The sequence below is a fragment of the Shewanella sp. ISTPL2 genome (genome assembly GCF_013283205.1).
GTDB lineage: Bacteria > Pseudomonadota > Gammaproteobacteria > Enterobacterales > Shewanellaceae > Shewanella > Shewanella oncorhynchi.
The window spans coordinates 3,197,010-3,212,948 of record NZ_JAAPAV010000001.1; the positions used below are offsets into that span (position 1 = coordinate 3,197,010).

The 15,939-nt window shown below is 40.1% G+C and carries 10 protein-coding genes; 3 read left to right on the forward strand and 7 right to left on the reverse strand.

The features are described 5' to 3' along the window. The first annotated feature begins 308 nt into the window (after positions 1 to 308). From HUB64_RS13965 to HUB64_RS13975, 3 genes are read left to right on the forward strand one after another with little or no spacing between them, the layout of a single operon-like run. Positions 309 to 4,487 carry an RHS repeat domain-containing protein gene (locus tag HUB64_RS13965; RefSeq protein WP_173497218.1) on the forward strand — a complete coding sequence of 1,393 codons (4,179 nt, stop codon included), beginning with the start codon at positions 309 to 311 and terminating at the stop codon, positions 4,485 to 4,487. Between the two features lie 23 nt (positions 4,488 to 4,510). After that, positions 4,511 to 5,359, forward strand: coding sequence for an RHS repeat-associated core domain-containing protein (locus HUB64_RS23215; RefSeq protein WP_254451424.1), 849 nt, complete (start codon positions 4,511 to 4,513; stop codon positions 5,357 to 5,359). After that, positions 5,359 to 5,949, forward strand: coding sequence for a hypothetical protein (locus tag HUB64_RS13975; protein ID WP_173497219.1), 591 nt, complete (start codon positions 5,359 to 5,361; stop codon positions 5,947 to 5,949). Before HUB64_RS23215 ends, HUB64_RS13975 begins: the two co-directional genes overlap by 1 nt. A 617-nt stretch (positions 5,950 to 6,566) precedes the next feature. On the opposite strand, the gene HUB64_RS13980 is transcribed toward HUB64_RS13975, so the two are convergent. From HUB64_RS13980 to HUB64_RS14010, 7 genes are all read right to left on the reverse strand, one after another. Then, positions 6,567 to 7,037: a hypothetical protein gene (locus HUB64_RS13980; RefSeq protein ID WP_173497220.1), complete on the reverse strand. Its 471-nt coding sequence runs from the start codon at positions 7,035 to 7,037 to the stop codon at positions 6,567 to 6,569. Between the two features lie 10 nt (positions 7,038 to 7,047). Then, the gene (locus HUB64_RS13985; RefSeq protein WP_173497221.1) at positions 7,048 to 7,713 is read right to left on the reverse strand and encodes a molecular chaperone; all 666 of its coding nucleotides are present in this window, start codon (positions 7,711 to 7,713) and stop codon (positions 7,048 to 7,050) included. Between the two features lie 61 nt (positions 7,714 to 7,774). Continuing rightward, positions 7,775 to 8,449, reverse strand: coding sequence for a DMSO/selenate family reductase complex B subunit (locus HUB64_RS13990; protein ID WP_173497222.1), 675 nt, complete (start codon positions 8,447 to 8,449; stop codon positions 7,775 to 7,777). A 13-nt stretch (positions 8,450 to 8,462) separates the two neighbouring features. Beyond that, the gene (locus HUB64_RS13995; RefSeq protein WP_173497223.1) at positions 8,463 to 10,973 is read right to left on the reverse strand and encodes a DMSO/selenate family reductase complex A subunit; all 2,511 of its coding nucleotides are present in this window, start codon (positions 10,971 to 10,973) and stop codon (positions 8,463 to 8,465) included. 19 nt (positions 10,974 to 10,992) lie between these two features. Continuing rightward, positions 10,993 to 12,981, reverse strand: a complete 1,989-nt coding sequence (locus tag HUB64_RS14000) for an MtrB/PioB family decaheme-associated outer membrane protein (protein ID WP_173497224.1) — start codon at positions 12,979 to 12,981, stop codon at positions 10,993 to 10,995. 14 nt (positions 12,982 to 12,995) lie between these two features. Continuing rightward, on the reverse strand, positions 12,996 to 13,937 hold the full coding sequence (locus tag HUB64_RS14005; RefSeq protein ID WP_173497925.1) for a DmsE family decaheme c-type cytochrome: 942 nt from the start codon (positions 13,935 to 13,937) through the stop codon (positions 12,996 to 12,998). Between the two features lie 868 nt (positions 13,938 to 14,805). Next, entirely contained in the window at positions 14,806 to 15,888 is a 1,083-nt protein-coding gene (locus HUB64_RS14010) for a DUF1566 domain-containing protein (RefSeq protein WP_173497225.1), read from the reverse strand. Positions 15,889 to 15,939 lie beyond the last annotated feature (51 nt).

Genomic DNA, 15,939 nt, shown 5'->3' on the forward strand with positions numbered 1-15,939 from the left:
AATCAACATCAGATCCTCTATGTACAAGTTATCTGTTCTAAATGACCTAATATTTAACTTCGTTAGCTTATTATGCTGATGATTAGTTAGTTGAGCTAGATTTTTGAGCGTTATTGAATGAAATCCGTGTAAAAAATGTAAATTAAAATGCATTCAAGTAGTCAATGCCGTAAAAGGCTTTATTCACTTCGTATAGAAATATACTAAATTAACTTTTTAAGTGACGATATCAGGTTGTGTAGTTAACATTTTATTTAGCTGCAGGTAATGAAAATATTAAGATTTTTATACTTTATCAGGAATGGGTTATGGAAAACGCTATATTGAAATTATATTTAATTTTTCTTTCGTTATGCTTTATACCAACTTCAAGTGCGGATGTATTTACAAGTAGTAATCAGCAACAACAGTATCATAAAAAATATTTAATAACTAGCGCAGCACTTGCAATTAGTGACCCTGCATCAGTCTTTGGTGAGTCAGTCGATTTAAGCTCAGGTTTAGTTGTGTTTAGGCGTAATGATGCTCATCTTCCAGGGAATTCCGATTTATCATTCAGCTACCAAACTTATTACGACACATCAATGCCTGATGTCGCTGGATGGAAAGAAGATATCCCAAGAATTGAATATAGTTATATAACTAGTGCAGGCAATTCTACTCTTGCTGATGGCTGGCGGGTTGGAAAGTATTGTTCAGAAAGCCAATTAAGATCTAATAACGGATCGGATATTTTTGGAGTCCAGCATACTGGCTCAGTGCTGGCCATTCCTCACATGGGCAAAAAACAACTTCTAGATAGTACGCAAAATATTTCTAGTGCAGTGTATTCTGAATCAAAATATATAACTAACTCTTTGTGGAAAATTAGTTGTTATATATCACAAGAAACAAGCGCTGAAGGATTCAAGGCTATATCAACTAATGGAACTTCATATTATTTTGAGCATCTGATAAGTAGTCCTAAAGTACATTCATATGAACGTGATGGCATTCGTGGTTCTGATAATATAAATGTTTCACAACATGGTTCTCTTAGAAGGAAAACTATAGCACTTTACGTTAAAAGGATTGAGGATAGATTTGGCAATTATGTTAACTATAGTTATGCTGATGGAGGACTCTCTAAAATGGAAAGTAATGATGGCAGGATATTGACCGTTGACTACATAAACAATAGAAAAGTTGTTTCATTGAAAAGCCGGGATTCATCATGGGAAAGGAAATGGAATTATTTCATTCGAAACAATAAATATATAGTCACTCAACCAGATGATCGAGAATGGTCGTATGATTTATTTATAAATCAGTATAAACCATTTCCACCAGGATTCAGCGGTAACTTCAACACCTCTTGTCTTATATATCCAATCAACAAAATTATGTCAGTTACTCACCCTAATGGTCTTACTGGTGAGTTTAAGTTTTCAGAGAGAGTTGATTATAGCTCAAACTATATGAGTGTACCAACAAGGATTCCGGTTCAATGTAGTAGAGTCTTAAATCTAGTAGAGAAAAAAGTATCAGAACACCTATCTGGCTTGAAAAATGAATCATTATTATGGCGGTATATTTATTCTGAAAATGAAGGTGGTTATGTTATTAATGGTAAAACTCCGCCAGATAAGTTTAAGTTAAAAGGTTCAATCCCTTCTAATGTTGACCCATTTTTATCTGATTCTATTCAAATAATAAATCCGGACAAAAGTTACGTGAAGCATTATTTTAATCGTGAAGGACGCTCTGCATCTGAAGGTATGATTATAGCTACAGAGCATTTTGACAAGTTGGGAGTGTTACTAAAAACTGAAGCGCTAACTTACACTAATGGCATTAATTTCGGTAAACTACTGACTTATGTAGATGGCTGGGAGAATTTTATTTTAAGCAAGAAAGTGATTACTGATGGTACAGATGAGTATACAATAATATACTCTGACTTCAATGAGTATAATTTTCCTGGCAGGGTAGTGGAAAGTTCTTTTTCAAATACTAAGTATATTAAAAATGAATATACTCACAGTACGCAATCTTGGGTTATGAATTTATTACAGAAAGAATATATTTCAAGTGATGACTCATTCTCTACCCCATTCAAAGAATATTTATTTAACGATAAAATGTTACTTTTACATGAAAAATTGTTTGGTAACTTGGTAAAAACACATAGCTATTATGCCGATGGTAATCTATTACAAACAACTTACAATGATTCTGGTCGTTACGAAAAATTCGATGACTATTATCGCGGCAAAGCTCGTAAGATAACCTTGCCCTGCGCTACGATTAATGGTTGTAATACTGTTAATGGAAGCACTCCCAATACTGTAGTTGCGCTTCTTGAAGTTAATCCTGATGGCACAGCTAAAAGTGTTACTGACTTTAATGGAAATAAGACCTCATATAGCTATAACCCAATTGGCTGGCTCACCAAGATTGACTACGCTGATCCTAAATGGGCTGATAAGGTCATTGGCTATGCTACTGTAAGCATGAACGATGACGGTATTAGTGGCAGTAGCATTGCAGTTGGGAGTTTACGTCAAACAATTTCGCAAGGTAATTACGAAAAACATATCTATCATGACGGTTTATTGCGACCTATCTTTACCCGTGAACGTGATACTGCTAACGCCTCGACAATTCGATATCAAACTATGGCCTATGACCATGAAAATCGTCCGACGTTATCAAGCTTTCCGAGTGCAGATGCAAGTAATCGTATAGGGATGGAGACAGAATATGATGCGCTGGGTCGCGTTGTTACTCAGACTCGAACCAGTGATGATAGCACTAGCCGCCGTGAATACCTCACTGGTAATAAAGTTGCAGTGACTGATGGTGAAAATAATACCACCACTACAGCTTATCTTGCTTATGGGGAGCCTTCCTTTGACAAGCCAACGTTAATAGAAGCGCCTGATAGTGATGATATTGCGATTGAGTATAACGTTTTTGACCAAGTAACCAGTATTCGTCAAGGTAATGTCACTGAAACGCGTCTCTATGATGCTTATCAGCAATTGTGTAAACAGATACGCCCTGAAACGGGGATTACTGCATTTGGCTATAATGGTCAACGTCAACAGATATGGCGTGCAGAAGGGACCAATGGTCCCACAACAAGCTGTGATGCGGGCGCAGTACCAGCCAGCCATAAAATGTTGCTAGCTTACGACAATTTAGGGCAGCTTCGTACTGAGAACTTCCCCGATAGCACACCTGATAGAACCTACAGTTATGACGCTAATGGCAATTTATTGTATCTGGTTGCAGGGCCCGTGAATTGGAGTTATCTCTACAATAGTCAGAGCGGCTTAGAGAAGGAAATACTGTCACTGGATGGGCGTAATTTTGTATTAGATTGGGAATACAATAATCTTGGAGCATTAAGCTCACTGAAATATCCTTCAGACGCAGTGATTGATTTTGCACCGAATGCTTTAGGTCAGCCCACTAAAGCTGGCAGTTATGCAACAGGTGTGAATTATCATCCCAACGGTCAAATTAAGCAATTTACCTATGGCAATGGCATCGTACGTAATGTTGCGCTTGATACGACTGGTCGAATAGATGCAATAACAGATGCTAAAGGTAGCTCAGTTAAGAACAGTCTAGACCCAAGTTATGACTATAACGACAATTTAGCTCGTCTGATTGATTGGGTAGACCGCAACAACGATGTCGATAATCTGGTTTATGATGGCGTGGACAGATTGACGTCAGCGGATGGTAAGTGGGGCACTGGCCGTTACAGTTATGATGGTCTGGGTAATATCCTCGGCCGTAGCCTGAATAATTCCACTATTACCTACAAGTACAATGCGCTTAATCGGTTAAATAACCTCACTGGAGCTTATGCCTACGGTTACCAATATGATGCTCGCGGAAATGTTACCAATAATGGCCGTTATAGTCTTGCCTATAACTTAGGCCAGCAAATGACTGCCGCAAAGGGCATTAGTTATGTGTATGACGGTCATAATCGCCGGGTAAAACAAACTAAAACAGATGGTAGTCATTACACTGTTTATAGCCAAGGCGGACAGTTGTTATATCGTCAGGCTGCTGATGGCACTAGAACAGATAGTGTGTTTCTAGGTAAACAGTTAGTGGCAGAGGTTGATAATGCTCTCGCCGGAAATCCCCCAAACATTAGCGGTATCACACCAACAGTAGCGCTAAAAGTGGAAGCGACTTTAGTTGGAAGTGATTGCCCCCCTAAAATGGATTGTCTTGCTGTTGTGAGTTCCCCCGCTCATTTAGTGACATGGAGTAGTACCAATGCCTCCTCTTGCTCTGGAACGGTTAACAAAAGTTTCAATGGTGCAACACAAGGGATTGATATTTTATCCGGTACGAATGGCCGTAAAACTTATACAGCCAATGGTATTATCTATCAAATCACATTGACATGTACTGGTGACGGAGGTCAAACGACGAGCCAAGAAACGGCCAGTGGAATTGGTGGCGGGGTTGAAATGTAATGACTAACAATAAAGGATTAATAATGAAATTATGGAAACCATTCATTTTGCTACTAGTGGTATTAATCAGTATACCCAGCTATGCAGGGACAGTGCGATACCAGCATACCGATATGTTGGGCTCAGTGGTATCCGAATCAGATGCTACAGGCAATATTATCAACCGCAGCCACTATGAACCTTTTGGCAAGCGCATCGGTGGTGACAAGGAAGGTATAGGTTACACCAGCCATCTGCAAGATAAAGACTTAGGTCTGACCTACATGCAGGCACGATACTATGATCCACTCATAGGTCGTTTCTACTCTAACGATCCGATAGGATTCAGGGATGTTTATAGCTTTAATCGATATGTATATGCTAATAATAATCCGTATAAATATACAGATCCGACAGGAGAAAACCCTTTTGCTATAATTGGTGGTATTGCAGGATTTTTCCAATCATTATCAGCAGTATCGAATTCTGACGCATCGTTTACTGATAAGGCTTTGGCAGTTGCTGCGGGAACATTAATTGGTGCTGTTACAGGAGGAAGAGCGACAGGTGCTATTACTGCGGTCACTGCTAAATTAACAGGTGTAGTAGGTAAAGCTGTAACTGCTACAGCCTCTGGAACTGTTGGAGCAACAAGTGCAGTTGTAGGTCAAAATATTGGAGATGTTTTGACTACAGGGCAGCCTTCTTCAACAGAAGATAATATAAAAGCGGGTGTTACTGGTTTTGTGAGTGGTGTTTCTGGTAGCACCTCATCAAAAGATGGGCTAAATGCTGCTATGACGATAGTTACAGAAACAGTTTTACAAACAGGCAGTGCTTTAGCAAATGAAGAAAAACTTCCTCCCCCAGAAGAGAAAGAAGAGATTAGATAATGAGTATTAATAACTTGGAAGGATGTACCTATACAACTAAAGTAAACTCATTATTAGTCTTTATTCTATTAGTTGGTTTTTGCATGGTTTCATATAGTTTTAAATTGTTACAAGACCCTCTCTTTTGGTTAATATTTTCAGGTTTAGCAACTGCTTTCCTTTGGATTTTAGGTGTTTCGTATGAAGTTCATGATAATAAATTGGTCATCTGTAGGTTCAGTCGGATTATTAAGTCTATAGATATTTATGAACTAAGTTATTTGTGTCTATTGGATAGGCAGTTCGCATTATTAACTTATAAGCGTATTCCACTATTTTTTTGGGGGGTTAAATCTGTTGACCAAAAAGAACTACTGTTGCAAATTAATAGTAAGCTGAAGTATAAGGCTGACTTTGATATTGTTTTAAGTAATCGTAAGTTATTAGTGGAAATAATTCAGAATGTAGTCATTTCTATAGTTTTTTTTATTTCCGCTTGGAAAGTGGATGATGTAAATGAAAGTGGTTTGCAAGCATGGATTTTATTGGTAGCCTGCTTTTTATTGTTGATTTCATTATGGAAATTAAAAAAAATACAAATCGTTAAATAAACTGACTAGATAGTGGTTAAACTAGATGTTAATTTTGAATCTAAAGCCTTGCAATCGCCAGTATCTTGAGCAGAAGTTTTAGTGGTGTAGTGAATTTGGTCACTTAATAACAAGTGCAAGGCCTTACTCATGGCTATTTTGGAACGCTAAAGATTTAAAACTGTTAAGCAATACTTTACTCAGATTTCTGTTTTTATGATTAAGAGTGAAACATTAAAGACTGATAGATACATGACTATTTATTCATATTGTGCTGCATAAACTGAGTTTCGCACTAGTTTGTCACGATAATGCGAAAACACGTCGATTAAGCGCTATAACTCGCGAAAACTGCACTTTAATCTATATTAAAGTGCATTGTTGTTTCTAATGAGAAATGTGCAGCGTTATTCACATATTTTCTAAAAAACTGACCAAATTTTGCTGACCACATCTACGCGTTGAAGCAAGTTGCTGTTTAAGGAAAAGTGTTTTAATACTGTATTTATTGAATCAGGACTCTTATTATCAATGCGTCCAGTTCGTTAACTTTAAACTTCTATATAATGGCTAATTAAAACTGTATATTTGATAAAATACTTTTTTCTTCATGTGGTTAGCGTGTGAAGTAATAATGGCTAATTAATGCCCATATTACGAGTGAATTGTCGACGCTCTAAGCGAAGCATCATTAGCTGATTTGATAATCTTTCAAGCATTGAACAAATAGACTCTGATGCTGAGTCTTTTTCTTTATAACTGATATATTGTTTTCGCCATACCTCCGCTAATGTAAATACAAGTTGCTCAACTTGTCCTACGGACTGTTGGGATAATTCTTTTATAAAAAGAAGCCTACAGCATTCAAAGAAACAATGAAGCACTACACTATCTGGTAGCACCTTTTCATTCATCGTTGCATCGAGCTCTAACCATTCAGGTTTTCCCTCAATAAATATGAGAGTTGACATGAAGTTTGTAACAGATCCTAAGCTAGTGCTACCGCAACATAGGCTTTGTAAACTCTCAAAAGGTGCGAGACTCAATTCTAGTCTATTCGCTAGTTGTGCTTTTAGCCATTGATTGCCAACTGCTCTTACAAGCGTCATTGTTTAACCTTTAGCGATAGAGTTTTACTGTTTGGGGAATAACATCTAATTTCTGACCAAGGTGGCCTAGAAAGACCCGAGCTAGTACAGCTGTCCCACGATAAAAGTCAGTTTTAGCATGAAGCTCTGCCAGTTCTAAACAGCGATCTGCCCATGGTAATAAGTGTTGCTGCAACAGTAATGTGCATACTCTAAACTTGTCTATATCATCAGGATTTGCGACCAATTCATTTAGTAAATATTGTAGTACTAATAATATTAGACCGATATGATCTACAGGTTCATTTCCTGGCAACGATAGTTCAATTCTATGGGTTTTATAAAAGCTGATGAGGTTCTGGGTTGAAGATTCATTGAGTAGTTGTCCTTCACTTGTGTAAACTGACCCCCAAGGTACAGCTTTAGGATCGCCTGGACCGAAAAATAGTTGCCCATAGTCTAACTTAAGCTCAATCAACTGCGCTTCACAATCATCCCATTGCGCTAGATATCTCGCAAGAGCTTGTCTACCTAACTGTTCACGTTCTGTGAGTTCTAGTTCAGGCCATTGACTTGCTAATTTATCCCGCTTAAAACTGCTAATTAATGTCATACTGGGATACGAGTACAATATATTATGAAGTACTTTTGCTACCGCACTCCATATTTGGTAATCACTCGCGTTTATTGTTGACATAGTGCACCTTATTACAATTTATAGATAAAACGAGGGGCCTTAGGCCCCCTCGTTTTCAATATTAAACTTCTGCGTGATTTAATACTTGGCCACTGCCACCAATTGGTTGACCATTTCGGTTAGCTTTGATGATCAAGTTAGGCGAAGTGATTGATGCCGATGGTAATGGTGCAATATGCCCATCACCTTCTCCATACTTAGCCTTCAAGTTCTCCATAGTGTCAAAATCCAATGCACGTAATGGACAAGAGTCAACACAGATAGGCTTTTTACCTTGAGCAAGCCGATCGCTGCAACCATCACATTTGGTCATCACTTTACGTTCTATATCAAGCTGTGGTGCATCATATGGACAAGCTCTAGCACAGCTTTCACAACCAATACACAGTTCCGTTGCGACTTGCACCAATCCATCTTCACGACGTTTGTGCATAGCTCCTGTTGGACAAGCTTTTACGCAGACAGGTTCATTGCAATGATTACAGCCAATAGACATATAATAAGCAAAGACATTTTGCTCAAAACTACCATCACCATTTAGCGACCAACTACCACCACCATATTCATAAACACGGCGCCATATGATACCTGGTAAATTTGCTACACCGTTGTTGAGTACATCGTCTTTTACGCGGACTAGCCCCGTCATTCTGTCTTTGCAGGCGATATGACAAGTTTTGCAGCCAGTACATTTGCTGCTATCAAAATAGAAACCATATTGTGTTTGTTGTGTCATTTTAATTTACCCCTTACGCCTTGACGATCTGCACACGGTTAGTGTGTTGTGGGTTACCCTTTGCAAAAGGACTTGGTTGATAGCGCGTTAGCGTATTAATACAACCCCCAACATCAATTGGATGACCACTTCGTCCAATGCGCGCTATATCCGGCTGATACCAAGCTCCCTGTCCTAGAGCAACGACACCAGGAGCCACCCTTGGGGTAACACGTATAGGTAATTCAACGGTGCCACGATCATTCCACATTTGAACCTTATCACCGTTTCTTAAACCGCGACTGTATGCATCTGCAGGGTTCATCCACACTGCATCTTCTGCGGCTTCACGCAACCATGGAACGTTATGATAACTTGAATGTGTACGTCCCTTTGTGTGATAGCCCATTAATTGAAGTGGGTAGTCATCCTTGGTGTCTTCATCGTCATAACCCTCCCACGTTGCCTGGTACATTGGTATTGCACTAATATAATCGCCTTTAACATTGGGATTAAATACCCAGTCTTTACCCTTTTGAGCCATGGATAATGAATAGATCTCAATCTTACCTGAGGGCGTACTCACCGCTTTACCATTGTTAATATAGCTATCTAGAGCAAGCACTGGTGTTTTGCTAAATGCGCGGAATACACCAATTTGCTGAGCTTCGGTATAAGTCGAAGGGAATGCAGGCTGGGCATTAACATTACTACTATCAGTTCGAGTTTTTTGGTAGAGAGCCTCAAGCCAAGCAGCTTCATCTTTACCCTCTGTATATTCGGCCTCTTTACCTATTTTGGCTGCAATTAATCGGCCCATTTCAAACATTGAAATGCTTTCCCACATAGGTTTTACTGCGGCTTTCATTGCGACTAAATAGCCCATAATCCCAGAGGCATAACTGTCATTAACCAGATCATTTGACTCTAGCCAAGTGGTGTCTGGTAGTAAAATGTCCGCATAACGAGCACTGGCTGTCATCCAACAATCACACACGACTATGAGCTCACATTTAGTATCATCTTCCAGGATTTTAGCAGTACCATTACAATCTGAATGTTGGTTAATCAGCGCATTACTGTTAATAGCAAATACCGCTTTAATATCTGCACCGAGTGGGGTATCCAAATCAGTTGTGCCACGGATCCCATCTTTGCGCGCAGTCATTTCATGACCACGTTCAATTGCTTCAGCCCAAGTGAAGAAGGAAATAGATTCTTTAACAGGATTGCTACCACCGCTCATACCCGCACGATTTAAGCTGCCTTGGTATGGTAAAGCTCCATTGCTGACGCCTGGTTGCCCCACTTTTCCTGTTAAAAAAGAAAGCATATAACAGGCACGCATAGCTTGTTCACCATTGGCGTGACGGTTTACACCTGCACCAGTGACAATAAATGGTGCTCTAGCATTCATAATCTTGCTGGCGATGGATTTAATATTTGCTTCTGATATTCCACAAATTTTAGCTGCCCAGGCGGGGGTTCTTGGGCCATTATCGACGAACTTACCTTCACCAAGAATGTAGTTGCGATAGTTGTCTTCAACGTCGATATAAGGCAAATATTGAGTCTTTTTAGGATCGCCACTTGCGGTAAATTCAGCAACAAGCTTTTCAAGAGAGGCCTTGTCAAATCCAACGCAGTACTTATCTAAAAATGCCTTGGAATGAGTATCTACCCATCCAGAGCTAATCATTTCATAGGCAATAGCTTCTGCAAATGCCGCATCGGTTCCAGGTCTAATCGGTAGCCACTGATTCTCTTTACCCGCCATTGAATCGGTATAGCGTGGATCAACCATAATGACTTCAAGGTTCGAGTTCGCCTCTAACGCCTTTAAGAAATCATATCCCTCACCTGAGCCGCTTTGACGCATTTCACTCGGGTTATAGCCTATACCAAGAAATAGATCGCTATCGTATAAAGCAGTTAAAGAAGAACCTGATGTACTGCCAAAACCTGTTGCTGCAGCCGCTTCATTTTGTTGTGCCCAAGAATAGTTGCCATAAATCTTAAGGAATCCACCATTAAGATTTAGTACACGGTCAAAACAAGCTGAACTAGCAAAACCATAATAGGCTCCTGTTCCATAATGCTTAAGGATAGACTTATTGCCATAACTACTGGCAATTCGCTGAATTTCGCTTGCAATGGTTGAAGCTGCTTCATCCCAAGTAATTGGAACAAATTTAGCCTCTCCTCGCTTACCAACACGCTTCATTGGTGTACGTAAACGATCTGGAGCATAAGTACGACTACGAAGTGAACGTCCACGGGCGCAAGCTCGAATTTGATGATTGCCATATTCATCATTAGTTTCATGGTCAGCTTCAATACGCGTAATAACGCCATCACGACTAAAAACTTTAATAGGGCAATTTGAACCACAGTTAACAAGGCAGGATGACCAAGTTTGTATTTCATCACCTATCGGTGGCTTTGGTGGTACAACATCTACATCACTTGAGCCAGAATTACAGCCAGTGACTGTTGCTGCACAGCCCATAGCTGCACTTATTTTAAGAAAACTTCTGCGTTCCATTATCTTTACCTCTTCAGAATCAAGGCAGCAGGTAGCTGAAGGTAAACATCAGCAAATGCGCATTGTAGTTATGGTTAAGTTCTCCCAGAGTAATTACCCCTGGTATGCTATTGACGCCTGATTGGGCATAGTCCGTGTCGTAATAACGTTCGTACTGGTAACTCAATTTGAGACCTACACTCCCACTCAAGGCATAACGCCCATATAACTCAACACTGTGGTTATAGGCGTAATAATCTCCGTAAGGGTGCATTTCGGTGGAGGTGAGCAGAGTGTCGCTAGCGGAGTTAGCAAATAGATAATTTCCACCGACTGTCAGCCGATCATCTAGCAATCCACTATAGGTAAACCCTGCGCCCAAATTGATGAATTCATCGGCAATATCGCTATGCCAATCTGGGGAAGAAAACTGCTGGCTGCCAGCGATAGATGAATCTATCCATTGTTGTCCTGCCATTGCATAAAACTGCAATTGCTTGGATAGCTGTAAACCTAACTGAATGTCATAGCCATAATCCGTTGATTCAGTAAGACCAATGAGAGTTTTAGCGTAATCATCTTTTGCATAACGCCCGCTAAAATCGACTGTCATCCAATCTAATGGGGCATAATTAACTTTCAGCTCAAGCGCATTACGTTCACGGTCGGCAAGGTAAAATTTACGTAACAGTGGATTTTCTTCAATCGATGTTGCTTCCACTGTGTCATAGATCGAACCGGTACGTTTTTCATAACGAGCCCCAAAATCAATTACAGTGTTAGGTAATGCTCGCATATTGAGCTTTGCCCAAAGTGCATCGTCATGGGTTTGCTCTCGTTCAAGATAACTACGTTCAACCTCTTTACGATCATATCCACCCATTAATCGATATTGGCTATTAATACGATAACTGGTGTGTAGTTTGTAATTTAGTCTTTCAATATCCATCGGAACATTTTGCTTAAATGCCCCGCTTAAACTGTCAAACTCTAGCTGGGCAAAATCCCATACTGAGCTTTTGTTATCTCGGTCGCTATAATCTACCTGGCCATTCATACGCCAACGCGGTGTCAACATACTACTAAAACCCACTCGAGCATCTAAAGTATCAACCTGGCCATCCCAACTCTGCAATGGATTACCGTTCATTTGGATGAGTTCACCGTCTTGAATCATTCGTCCAGCTGCTACTCGGCCATTGATGGAAGTTTGTTCCATTAAATATTGACCCGATAGTGATACTTGATGAGCATCATTATCTGGCGTTGCAGCATAGACATCAGGTAAATGAGGTAGGCTTAAATTATTAATATTGTTACGATAGAAACTGCCGTTATAGAGTAGCTCTCCCAACCAACTATCCCCCTCCATACTCAAACCTGCATTGAGATTCTCTGTATTAGCATCAACAGGTAAGGCGAAGTTAACTGGGCGAGGTGCTACTAAACTACTGCGACGGTTTCCTGTTTTTTGCTCATGGTCATAATTGATAAAAGCCTGTAGCACACTATATTGCGCTTCAAATCCCAATCCGATCTTTTCACGCTCAATTTGCAGATCTAGCAGTCGAGTTGCATCACTAGGTAAGAGCATTCCATTGTTATGCCACAATTGAGTCTGAGCACGACTGTCATATTGAGTAAGGAGGTTATAATCAAGGCTGACGCCATAAAGCCCCGATTGACCCACATCGATATGCGCATAGCTATTATCTAACCCTAATTGATGTGCTTGAACATTGGCTTGATAACCTGCATGACGATAGCGTAAATCTGTACCTACTCCGGTGCGAATTCCATCACCAGCTTCACCCAGAGCATTACCCGAGTGAACATCGTCACTATCTGCCCAGCCAACACTCAGTTGCACTTCACCTTGATAACCATGCTTACTGATACAACCTTTGCATTGATAGGCATCAAGCTTTATTCCTTGAACATTCGCTTTTTGAACCGAAAAATCTGCAGCATTAACACCTGTAGTTGCGGCAAGTAATCCAAGGGTAATTATATTAAGTTTAAAAGACATGTCAGACTCCTTGTTCAACGGGCAAAATTGCTGCCGGCAGGGTGGTTGGAGCCATGGATTTGGCTATGGCAGTTAAGACAACCCATTCCACCACCAAAAGCATCTGTTCCAGGCTGAGTCACAACTCTGCTTGCATGGCCATCGTCGGCATGACACTGTTGGCATAGCTGAGGAACGCGTTGCTTAACTAATGCTTCATTCACACTGCCATGGGGGTTGTGGCAAGTAGAACAGTTTTCGGTAACCGGAGCATGTTCCCATAGGAAAGGACCACGTTTTTCAGCATGACAGCTATAACAAGTGTCATTTACAGAGGTCTTTTTTAATGCACTTTCATTGAATGAACCATGGGGATTATGACAATCGATGCAGGTCATTTCATTCCATTTTAATGGGTGAGATGAGCGCTTATTCATATCCGATTTTTCCTTGGTATGACAAGCTGTACAAACCTGATTTACTTGCAGCTTTTGCAACACGGGATCTTTTGCTGCATGAACTTGATGGCAGTCTGCACAGGCGATTTCTTCCATATTATGTAAGCTGCTGTGCCAACCACTTTTCTCAGTATTTTGGTGACAACCTAAACACACAGTATTTTGGCTTGGTGCCGGTAATTGGCTATCGTGTCCAAAAGTAATCATCGGCTCTTTGCCGCCTTTATTATGCTCACCTATTGGTCCATGACACGCTTCACATTGCAAGCCCGCCATTGGTGACTTTGCATTGTTGATATCACCATGTACTCCATCAAAAATAGCCATTACTGTCGTATTTTTTCGGTGACATATAAGGCATGAGTCTGCGCCTTTAGTTGAATATTTTCCTTCAGAAAATTTATCTATCAGTATTTTTTCTAATTGCTCTCCGGTTTGATGATTCGAAGAAATGTTTTGTGCCATTGCAGCTGGAGATAATATAAGAATAATATTAATTACCATCATCAATTTTATCATTTCATGCCATCTCATATTTGTGCCTTATTGTTAAAATGACTTTGCAACGAAAATATTATCGCCAAAGAATAGCATTAAAGTATGAGTGTTAATGTTTGTTAATAATTACACTGGAGATAAATGTGACGAGTATCTGGTAAATCGTTTTGATGTGCTTTGATTGGCATAAAATTATAAGTGAGAACTATTTCTATTATTTTAATGTGATTGAAAGTAAATGGTTTTATTTTTTACTGGGTTCATGGTACCTGGGTTGTTACTGAAATGTTTTACAAGTGTTTTAATTGCGGTTCTAATTTATTGTTTTCTAATTTGATTTTGGTCTCATATTTAACAATTAAAAAATTCATATTTAAAATTGGTCTGTTATTTGATTTTGAATAAATTTTGTTTGTTCCGTGCATTTATATACTGTTAAGTCATGTTGTTCGCTTAATAAAGTGAATGCGACATATGTTAAACATGTAAAGCTAATAATATTAAATTTAAAATGATAAAGGTTGAGGCTAGAGGGTAAAGTAGCATAGCGTTGTTAATTAAATTATTTTACGAAACGCAATAGCTTCAAAAGTTGTTGGCTGATAACACTACTTGCTGGCGAACAGGTTACCGAGCTTGATGACTTTGTTTCCACTTGATGATTCTGCTACTTATTTGTTGTAATGTGGATATTCAAATCTTTTGTAGAGTAAGAGATTGATAAGCGTTTATAGGATTTAATGTCACCAACGCAAATGAGATTAACTTTTACTCCCCAGTTGTTCGGTTTCTGAACTTTGGAATAGTATTCATTTCAAAGGTAATCTTTAGACTAGAAGCGGTAGGCATTCGCTCTTTATCTGCAATGCCTACCTCATGGTGAGATCCGTTACTTTTGTTTTCCTCTCACCATCCGGACGTATAGATAAAGGACTGGTCCATTCCAGCGGCCATGGCCATCATAGAATTGGATAAGCCACTTGCCACCAAACTGGCTATTATCGCTGGCAGTAGATGTCCAATACCCTGCATAGTCAGGTGTCTGTGGAAATGCTGCTTGCGCTAATGTCGGGCTTTTATAGTTACCTTCACACACATTATCATTTGGTTTCCAATAAGTTGGTTTACCTGATGAACAATAAATCAGTGAACTTAATTCCTCTTTTGTGGGTAAGCGCCAGTCGGTGTGGTTACCATCAGAGATAGACATTCCCATGGCATATGGCCAGATAAAAGTATTAGGACTGCCTTTACAGCTACCGTCTTGCCATGTCTGTCCTACGCTACAGCGCATCCACATGAGCTTGGTTTGCGTGTCGGTGATGGTGCCATTGCCGTTATCAATATACCGCTCTGCAAGTGTACCATCTCCAATTTTGGTAAACGTGGCATTGATTTGGCAATCTGATGTCACTGTGCCTGTGGTGTACTCATTGTTATTGAGCGTACCGTTACAGCCTGTGACGGATTCAATTTGATAGCCGATGTTCGTTGAGATAGTAAAGCTGGTATTGGTGTTGTAACTGACATCAATACTCTCGGGACTGATTTTGCCTCCGGTTGTTGCTTGCGTGGTGATTTTGTACGTGCTGAGTTTGAAAGATACGGTGACTGCACACTGGGCATTTATGATCGCTGTTTTATAGCTGTTTTGGGTTAATGCGCCGCCGCAACCACTGATATCATCGATTTGATAGCCGGTATCGGGTGTCACAGTGAAAGTCGTTCCATGACCGGATTCAACCAAGTTTATTGCTGGGCTGATTTTCCCGCCAAGGCTTGCCGTCGCTGGGATGCTGTAGACGGTTGGGGTGACTTGCCCGTTGTCATCGTTGCTGTCACCCTCCGAGCCGCCACAGCCAGCGAGTAATGTTGTTGCAAGTATGCTCAAAAGCAGTGGATTTGCCTTTGATGGCGGTGTTTTTATTGATGTTATGGCGTGTTTGATGCTTGCGTGAATGCACTTATTCATAGGTGTTCCCTGTTATGTGGTCCTGATTAAAGCAGGCGGTTGGTTGTGATG

Coding starts and splice junctions, on each gene's coding strand:
- HUB64_RS13980 (WP_173497220.1), bottom strand. CDS start 7,037: ATGACGCTTGTAAGAGCAGTTGGCAATCAATGGCTAAAAGCACAACTA.
- HUB64_RS13965 (WP_173497218.1), top strand. CDS start 309: ATGGAAAACGCTATATTGAAATTATATTTAATTTTTCTTTCGTTATGC.
- HUB64_RS13995 (WP_173497223.1), bottom strand. CDS start 10,973: ATGGAACGCAGAAGTTTTCTTAAAATAAGTGCAGCTATGGGCTGTGCA.
- HUB64_RS13985 (WP_173497221.1), bottom strand. CDS start 7,713: ATGTCAACAATAAACGCGAGTGATTACCAAATATGGAGTGCGGTAGCA.
- HUB64_RS13990 (WP_173497222.1), bottom strand. CDS start 8,449: ATGACACAACAAACACAATATGGTTTCTATTTTGATAGCAGCAAATGT.
- HUB64_RS14005 (WP_173497925.1), bottom strand. CDS start 13,937: ATGATAAAATTGATGATGGTAATTAATATTATTCTTATATTATCTCCA.
- HUB64_RS23215 (WP_254451424.1), top strand. CDS start 4,511: ATGAAATTATGGAAACCATTCATTTTGCTACTAGTGGTATTAATCAGT.
- HUB64_RS13975 (WP_173497219.1), top strand. CDS start 5,359: ATGAGTATTAATAACTTGGAAGGATGTACCTATACAACTAAAGTAAAC.
- HUB64_RS14010 (WP_173497225.1), bottom strand. CDS start 15,888: ATGAATAAGTGCATTCACGCAAGCATCAAACACGCCATAACATCAATA.
- HUB64_RS14000 (WP_173497224.1), bottom strand. CDS start 12,981: ATGTCTTTTAAACTTAATATAATTACCCTTGGATTACTTGCCGCAACT.